We start from the raw sequence: 7,554 nt of genomic DNA on the forward strand, positions 1-7,554 counted from the left end.
GGTAGCGCTGCAGGTCGGCCACCGGCGAACCGTTCCGGTGCACCCGGAACAGCAGTGCCTGGGTCTCTCCGAGTCGCGGCGTGCCCTCGTAGGTCACCGTGAATCCGTCGACGATGGACTCGCGGGCGGCGTCGGGTAGCGGCCGCGGCCGGTAATCGCCGGGCACGGTGAGGTCCACGCCGAGGGTCAGCGGAACCTGCGCCTTGGTCGAGCCGATGGCCGCGAAGTCGGCGTACGCCCGCCACGCGCCGGCCTGCGGCAGCACCAGGTCGACGCTCCAGGTGCCGTCCGGCGCCATCGTCGGGTGCAGGTGCTGGTAGCCGGAGAAGTCTCGACGCGCGACGATCAGATGCATCCGCTTGTCGTGCACGACCGCGAAGCTCCGCACCGGCTTGCGGTCGGGACCGATCACCCGGAACCGCCAAGTGCTCCGCGCCCCCGCCGTGAGCGAGGTCGCCTCGGGTACGAGGGTGTAGCCGCCCGCGCTGACGGCCAGCCCACCCACCTCGGCACCGGCAGCAACCGCCGCCGCACCGCCCGCGTGCTGGTGCCCGGCGCCACCCGAGGCGTGCATGCTGGCGCCGGTCGGCCCGCCCGTCGGACCCGAACCTGTCGGGCGCGCCGAGTCCCGGACCACCCCGCCGAGCGCAAAGCCGGCAACGAGCGCGACCGCGAGCCCACCGGCGACGGCGAGCAGGCGTAGAGACGCGCCGTCACGCGCAGACGGGGACGCCGGGCGAGGCGGCGCCTCGGTGACCGACGGCTCAGCCATCGGCGCCGGCCAGCTCGTAGCCTGCCGCGTCTACCGCGGTGACCGCCTGCACCAAGCAGCCGCCGGCCACACTCGTAACCGTGTACGTGTTGGCTTCAGACATCCGGTCTTCCTTCGTTGGCCGAGGAACGCCAGCCGGGACATGACTATCCGTACTGTTGCCGGAGAGCCGGAATCTCCCGCCAGGTGGCGGATCGGGGCGTCGTTGACCGGGTCGGTGGCGGTCCGCGGGCTGTACCGGCCGGTGACCTCGACCCAGTGGTCGGTGGGGGCGCCGGTTGGTGCGTCACCGGTAAGACCGACCGCGACTGGCGGGCCATCCGCTGCGCAGCAGGAGGGGGTGATCCGGTTCAGCATCGGCTGCCCGTCCGGGCCGATGCTGATGAATCCGCGAGGGCTACCATGCGGCCGCCGATGGACGCTCCGTTGCCGAAGGCTGCCCGGGAGGCGTGCCCGAGCCGTCGTCGGTGATGCCTCGGCCGGTTGGGTGGTGAGCGGGCCGCACGGTGCCTCCTGATGGGCGGGCGTCACGGGATCATATCGGCACCAGCAACCCTGGGGGCGGTTCGGCTGCCCGGGGCGGTCCAGCGGGACTGTCTGCCATCCTTAGCGCACCGTCGCCAGGTCCGGCAGATGCCAGGTGAGGGCCTGCTCGTCGCCGGTGGCCCACTGGAGCACGGCGAACCAACGCCCGCGAGCATCGAGTGGATCGCACCGGGAGACGAACTACTGGCCGACTTACCTCGCTGTGGCTGTCAGCCGTCAGAGCCTTCCACCGCTCCATCTGGCGTGAAGGTGCCGTCAACCTCTCCACCCTCTAGGTAGGCGTGTTGGTGGCCCCGTCCGGCCGTCGGTGACCGATCCGGCGTACGTCATCGAGGACAGCCTTGGCCACTGGCGCGCGCAACCGACCTGGCCGGTGACCGCGACGTCGTACGACGCACGGCTCTCGACCGGGCAGTACATCGACGACGGCGGTGCCTCGACGGCCGCTGCCGCGGCGCCTACCACGGCGGACAGCGACCGCTGGGACGTGGAGCGGGCGCCGCGGATCGAGCCGCTGTCCAACACCGAGAAGAACAGGGCAGAGAAGGGCGACACCGCCACCACCAGCTTCTGGACCTGGTCCACGCCCGCGCCCCAGGCACTCCGGCTCACCGGTACGCCGAGGATCACGCTGAACGCGAGCACGAACGGCAACGTGATGGTGCGCCTGTGGGACGTCGCTCCGGATGGCAGGGCGACCATGTTTGACGAGAACGTCGCGCTGGTGGAGCGTAGCGGATCGATCTCCTTCGACCTGAAGTCGACCGACTGGACCTTCGAGCGTGGGCACCGGCTGGGGGTCCAGATCGGGACCATCGACTCCAACAGATGGCGGGACATGCCCTCAGGCCACACGATCAAGGTCTCCGGCGCGCGGCTCACCCTGGGCGTGCAGGGTCCTCGGTCCGACCTGCCGACCCAGGGTGAGCGCTCGCCGTACCTGGACCGGTACCTGGCGGCGAACACCACCACCCTCAGCAACGTCGGCCCCGGCACCTTCCCGCTGAGACTTTCCCAGAACGGCTGACCAAGCGGCTGCCTGGCACCCGCCTACCGGGTGCCAGGCAGTGCGCTACGGCCTGGATGCCTGGTCTCGCATCATGAAGCCGTACTCGACGAGCAGCATCCCGGGCGTCAGCCAGCCCGGTCGACCACCCCGAGACCCAGCGGCCCTCGCCCCCGTTTGGACGAAATCCGGCAGCCGCCGCCGGACGGCAAGGGTCAGCGCCACGGCCAGCTCAACGGTGGTCAACGCCCACGCCGACCACCGGCTAGTTCTCCACAGTGCCCGCTGGCTGCTATAGGATCAGGCATGAGCACCCATGCTGAGCATCCCGCAGGGTTGACGTGTAGACCGCAGTCTTGGCTTCGATGGTCCGGGTGTGCTGGTCGCATACGATGATCATGTTCTTGGTGCGCAGGCAGGTGGCGGGCTTTTCCGGGTCGGGGCTGCGTAGCGCGGGATGGTAACGGTGTAGTCCGCGGTCGTGGCGGATGCGGTCAAGCAGGTGATCCTCCCGGATGTAGAGGATCTTCGGCTGCGGTGAGGTCTTGGTGCGGCTGCTCGTGTGGCCGTGCCGGCAGCGGTAGCCGGGACGACCGTGGACCCAGTGGGAATCCATGATGCGGCCGCAGACGCCGCAGCATACGAGGCCGGCCAGGAGGTAGTGGCGAGGAGTGCCGTCGGTGGGGGTAGTCGCGGTGTGGATGGCCTGGGCTGCGACGAACTGCTCCTCGCTCACCAACGGCGCGGCGAGCGCGCCACGGCGACTCTGCCCGATCGGTGAAGCCGCGCCGCTGGCGGCGTGCACCAACGACGGAGCACCGGCCGGTCGGGCGGCCCCCGCGGCGTCTCAAGGTCGGTGGTCCGTCGGAGGCGTCCGCCGGCCGGGAGATGGTGGCGTTGTCGCGGCACGTCGATGGCCTCTGCGGTCGGGTTCTATCCCGCGCCCTGAAGCGGCGCTCTTGTTGGCCGGTTCTGACCCGGTATCAGGTTCCCCTACTCAGAGACTGGTCCGGCTTGCCGGCGACGTAGCGTGCGGATCCACCCCTGGGCGGTGTGCCGTGGCACGTTGTAGTGGTCGGCGACGGCAGTCACACTCCCGGCCTGCTGGTAGACCGCTTCGAGATCGGCCGGTGAGCGCCGGTATACCCGCCCCTCGCCTCCGGAGGCCGCACCTTCGGAGGTCCGCTTTGTGGCCTTCCCCGCCGTACGCGTGGCCTTGGAGCCCGCTGCGGTCTTCCCCTTGCCCCCTCGGCTGCGGGTCGCGCCAGCGCCCGACGCCCGGCTGGCCTTGTTCGCCTCGCTTGGGGTGGTCGCTGGTGATACCTGCTTGGGCACCACGACGTCAACCGCGTCAGCTTCCACGGTGCTACTCGTGGCCGGCTCGTCGGCAGCCGTTGTAGGGGCGGCGGACTGGACCGCCGTCGGCTCGGCTGCGGGCTCACCGTCGTCAACGGGTATACCGCCGGCTGCGGGCACCTCGTCGGATACGGCAGTGGGCGGCGTCGTTATCGCCTGCCGCCCGCTGGCGGCGGGCGCGATCGCCCTCAAGAGCAGGTCCAGATCGACCGCGGGGATCTGGCCCGCGGTCAGCCCGTCCCCCTGCCCGGCGCGTACCACGAGTTCGGTGATGCGCGGGATGGTGTCGCTGACCTCGACCTTCAGCGTTGTGGTCGCTCGATTGGGATCGTCTGCGGCGATTGTGATGGTGTAGGAACTCATCGAATCACGGCCTCCAATGTGGATACGGTTGTCGCCTTGGGCAAGACGGCCGGCAATGGGACAGGAAACTGCGCCTGTTCACTGGTTGGGGTTGGTGAAGAAGGTACCGCAGGCCCTGAGCTGATATTTCAACCCATCACCCATCCATCCTGGTCAGTCGTTCAAGCGGTCCGGCCCTGCGTGTGCCTGATCTTCTTCGCGACGGCGGTTGCGGCTTCGTGGTGCAGCCGCTTGGCGACGCTTTGTCCCGGTCCGGAGAGGCTGGACGGCCTACAGCGCACCACGGGCACCGGACCGCCTCTGCCCGTCCGTTGCTCGCATCAGCCGTCACCCGGCCGCACACGGCGGCCACCGGAGGTATCGAGGTCAGCATCATCACGACGGCGGATCGGCGAAATCGGCCGGATTGAGATTGAGGGTCGCAAGTATGCCTGAGTGCTGGGCGGTGTCGATGCGGTCCGGCAGCTCCCGGTCGACCCAATCGGCCCGGCTGTGTTGGCCGCGGTGGCGCAGGGCTTCAAGGATCTTGCTCTTATCGATCTTCATCGTCTGTATCGGCTCTCTTCGCGCACAATGAATCTGGATGCTGTCGGACTCGTCCATGCCCGCCCGCAGGCGAGCCGTCGGCCGGACGCGTTGCTGAGCGGCACCGGCTGGAGACATGCTGAACGGTCAGTGCGGTGCGTCTATATCGTCGGCTGTAGAGGGGCGGCGGCGCGAAACCCGATCTCACGATCGGTCTTCGGGGCGTGCAGCCACAACATACCCACGGGCCTGCCCGTGCACCTTCTGCACCCGGGGGCCAGGAGAGTTGTCCGGCGCATCACGCCCGCAGTTGCGTGGCCCGGCCCCACCGGTCGTCCACCTGGTCGCGTCGTGGCTTGAGCACGCTCGTCAGGTGAAGCTGCGCGTCTTCCGGAGCGCTGCTCACCGGCACCTTGTAGGTCGCCACCCGCTCCAGCCAGTCATGGGGCACGTGGCCCGGTCGGGATCGCCGACGAGGACCCGACCGCCCTTCGCCGCGACACGGGCGAGGAACGGCAGCATCCGGGCCGCCACAGGCGGGTGGTAGAGCGCGTCACCGGTCAACACCACATCCACGCCGTCACCGTCGCCGTCAAGCAGGTCACTCGACGACAGGGTCAGGTCGACGCCGTTGGCGTGGGCGTTGGCACTGATTGCCGCGATCGAGTACGGGTCGATGTCGTTGGCGGTGACACCGGCGGTGCCCGCCATCGCCGCAGCGATGGCGACCAGTCCGGAGCCGGAGGCGACGTCGAGGACATGGAGGCCGGCCACCGTGTCCGGGTGATCGAGGATGTAACGCGCGAGAGCCTGTCCGCCGGTCCAGGCCGACGCCCAGAACGGCGGCGAAAGGACGTGCCCCGCCTCGGCTTCGAGTCGGGCCCAGAGGATGATCGCGTCCTCGGCCATGACCAGTCGTACCTCTGGCACCAGCGGCACCGGGGCCAGCCGGAGCCGATCGATGCTGGCTGTCCCGGTCGCGCGCTCGGGGGTGGACAGCGCGTACAACACCAGCGGTTCGAGGCCGGGCACCGTGGCGTCGGAACGGACCACTATTCGCCGGTCCTTGGTCTCAGCCGCCGCCGTGGCGACGGGCGAGGCCTCGCCGCCACGGCGGCGCGGAGTCAACGTCAGACCAGACGGATGTTAACGGCCTGAAGCCCCTTCTGGCCCTGCTCGACGTCGAACTCGACCCGCTGATTCTCGTCCAGACTGCGGAACCCGCTCGATGAGATGGCGGAGAAATGGGCGAAGACATCAGCGCCGCCGTCATCCTGCGTGATGAAGCCGAAACCCTTGTCCGCGTTGAACCACTTGACTGTACCGAATGCCATGTCTTCTCCTCTGAGTAGCTGATGGAGCCACTTACGGCCCCGGTTGTCGCCGCGCTCGTCCGAAAGAACCGGCAGAACAAAAAGCGCCCGGCGGGTTGGATACCCACCAGGCGCTGGCAAAGTATGCGACAAACCAAAGCTTGCAACACGCTCACGCTAGCACGGGCGCGCCGCCCGCGGTGCCTTGGCTGTCAGCACTGACCGCGCCGGCTACCAACCCGGGTGCCGGAAGAGAACGCCACCGCGGCCTGTGGCAACGGACGTGGTTTCCACGGCAACCTCTTTTCGAGCCTGTTCGGCGACGCGCTGGCGGTCACGCGGCCGTCGCTACGGGGCGGGCCGGGGGCCCGTGACGCTGTGGCGTCGTCCGCTATGCGGCGCCGTCGGCGCGACGGGAGACATCACGAGGCGGGGCGGCGTGCCACCATAAAGTCTCCAACGTGGGATTGGATCGCCCTGCCCGGCGCTGACCGAGCGGTCGCGGCGCGTGGTGGTCGACGTCAGATGCAGGCCGTGGTCGGAACCGGCGGAGTGCTTGATCATTCTACCGGCACACCCGGCCCAAGCCGTACACGATGGTCGTTTTGGGTTAGGGTTTGGCGGCCCGAGCGAAACGGATCCGGCGCTGCCCCGGCGAGCGGCCGGATCCCGCGCACCCGACTTGCATATGTGAGCGGGTGTGTCGCGCGTTGACGTGCAAACTTTGGAGCAACTGTTGACTGATGTAACCACGCATAACTCAACTCCATTCCGTGAAGCACCCGGAGCAGATGCGCCTTTCGACCACACACCTGCCGTCGACGTGAGTCCGGCTGCGATGACTCGGCTGCGCACCCCATTCGATGCCGAGCGTGACGCCGACTGGCAGCCGGCGGCCGCGCCCATCGCCGCTCGCTAGGCCATCACGACGCCACGGAGCCCAGCCGGCAAGGGCTACCACGCGTGCTCGGTTCGACGCATCGCAGGCACCGAGGCCCTGTGCAGGTGGATCAGCACATGACCGGACCGCCGGATGGGGCGGTGGCGGTGGACCGCCCGCTCGGCCTTGCCCGCATACATCGTCGCGTCGGCCATCCGGCCTCGTTGCGTTGACCGTTGACATGGTCGGGGCAGACTTGAGCAGGCGCCTACGTCGGCGTTCGGGGGGAGTAGGGGAGTTATTAGTATTCCCCGTCTGGGTGGCGACCACCGCCGATGGTGCCCCTCGCCTCCAAGGGCGAGCGCTACCCTTCCACCACTCTCTTGAGCACCACGACATGCCCCCGCAGTCTACCGTCGTGACACCCATATCAAAGGGAGAAGCCATCACGATGAGCAAGCCCATCGATTACGATGCACCGCGCCGACCCGCTGTTGAGGTTGAAGTCAACAGCCTGGAGGAACTCAAGGCGCGCGGCGCGGCGTCGCAGTCAGCGAGAGTCGACCCCGACGAGGTCGAGGCTGCCGAGAACTTCGAGTTGCCCGGCGCGGACCTGTCCGGCGAGGAACTGACCGTGGCTGTCGTGCCGATGCAGCCGGACGAGTTTCGATGCGCGCGCTGCTTCCTGGTGCACCACCGCAGTCAGCTCGCCGCGCAGCCCGACGGCCGGGAGGTCTGCCGGGACTGCTCCTGATGTCCATTGTCAGGCGCCATTTCCCGCCACTCCGGCCGG

At 68.7% G+C, this 7,554-nt stretch carries 7 protein-coding genes and 1 pseudogene; 2 read left to right on the plus strand and 6 right to left on the minus strand.

The annotated features are described in order from the left end of the window. Nucleotides 1-772, minus strand: a pseudogene (locus ONA70_RS33080) (hypothetical protein); the annotation flags it as partial. A gap of 853 nt (nucleotides 773-1,625) precedes the next feature. Here ONA70_RS33080 and ONA70_RS33085 point away from each other — a divergent pair. Continuing rightward, a complete protein-coding gene (locus tag ONA70_RS33085; protein ID WP_265010415.1) occupies nucleotides 1,626-2,345 on the plus strand; it encodes a CocE/NonD family hydrolase in 720 nt (239 codons plus the stop codon). A gap of 271 nt (nucleotides 2,346-2,616) precedes the next feature. Here the strand turns inward: ONA70_RS33085 and ONA70_RS33090 are convergent, their stop codons facing one another. The 5 genes from ONA70_RS33090 to ONA70_RS33110 all read right to left on the minus strand — a co-directional run bounded on the left by ONA70_RS33090 (nucleotide 2,617) and on the right by ONA70_RS33110 (nucleotide 5,902). After that, entirely contained in the window at nucleotides 2,617-3,129 is a 513-nt protein-coding gene (locus tag ONA70_RS33090) for a zinc ribbon domain-containing protein (protein WP_265010421.1), read from the minus strand. 188 nt (nucleotides 3,130-3,317) lie between these two features. Next, nucleotides 3,318-4,043: a hypothetical protein gene (locus ONA70_RS33095; protein WP_265010416.1), complete on the minus strand. Its 726-nt coding sequence runs from the start codon at nucleotides 4,041-4,043 to the stop codon at nucleotides 3,318-3,320. A 375-nt stretch (nucleotides 4,044-4,418) separates the two neighbouring features. Then, nucleotides 4,419-4,646, minus strand: a complete 228-nt coding sequence (locus ONA70_RS33100) for a hypothetical protein (RefSeq protein ID WP_265010417.1) — start codon at nucleotides 4,644-4,646, stop codon at nucleotides 4,419-4,421. A gap of 324 nt (nucleotides 4,647-4,970) precedes the next feature. Next, nucleotides 4,971-5,696 carry a class I SAM-dependent methyltransferase gene (locus ONA70_RS33105; protein ID WP_265010418.1) on the minus strand — a complete coding sequence of 242 codons (726 nt, stop codon included), beginning with the start codon at nucleotides 5,694-5,696 and terminating at the stop codon, nucleotides 4,971-4,973. Nucleotides 5,697-5,698: 2 nt separating this feature from the next. Continuing rightward, nucleotides 5,699-5,902, minus strand: coding sequence for a cold-shock protein (locus tag ONA70_RS33110; RefSeq protein ID WP_265010419.1), 204 nt, complete (start codon nucleotides 5,900-5,902; stop codon nucleotides 5,699-5,701). Between the two features lie 1,310 nt (nucleotides 5,903-7,212). On the opposite strand from ONA70_RS33110, the gene ONA70_RS33115 reads away from it, so the two are divergent. Beyond that, on the plus strand, nucleotides 7,213-7,515 hold the full coding sequence (locus tag ONA70_RS33115; RefSeq protein ID WP_265010420.1) for a DUF4193 domain-containing protein: 303 nt from the start codon (nucleotides 7,213-7,215) through the stop codon (nucleotides 7,513-7,515). The last annotated feature ends 39 nt before the right edge of the window (nucleotides 7,516-7,554 follow it).

The sequence above is a fragment of the Micromonospora yasonensis genome (assembly GCF_026013475.1).
In the GTDB taxonomy this organism is placed as follows: domain Bacteria; phylum Actinomycetota; class Actinomycetes; order Mycobacteriales; family Micromonosporaceae; genus Micromonospora; species Micromonospora yasonensis.

Bases quoted from the DNA above. Each gene is read 5' to 3' on its own strand.
- ONA70_RS33110 (WP_265010419.1), bottom strand. From the start codon at position 5,902: ATGGCATTCGGTACAGTCAAGTGGTTCAACGCGGACAAGGGTTTCGGC.
- ONA70_RS33095 (WP_265010416.1), bottom strand. From the start codon at position 4,043: ATGAGTTCCTACACCATCACAATCGCCGCAGACGATCCCAATCGAGCG.
- ONA70_RS33100 (WP_265010417.1), bottom strand. From the start codon at position 4,646: ATGGACGAGTCCGACAGCATCCAGATTCATTGTGCGCGAAGAGAGCCG.
- ONA70_RS33115 (WP_265010420.1), top strand. From the start codon at position 7,213: ATGAGCAAGCCCATCGATTACGATGCACCGCGCCGACCCGCTGTTGAG.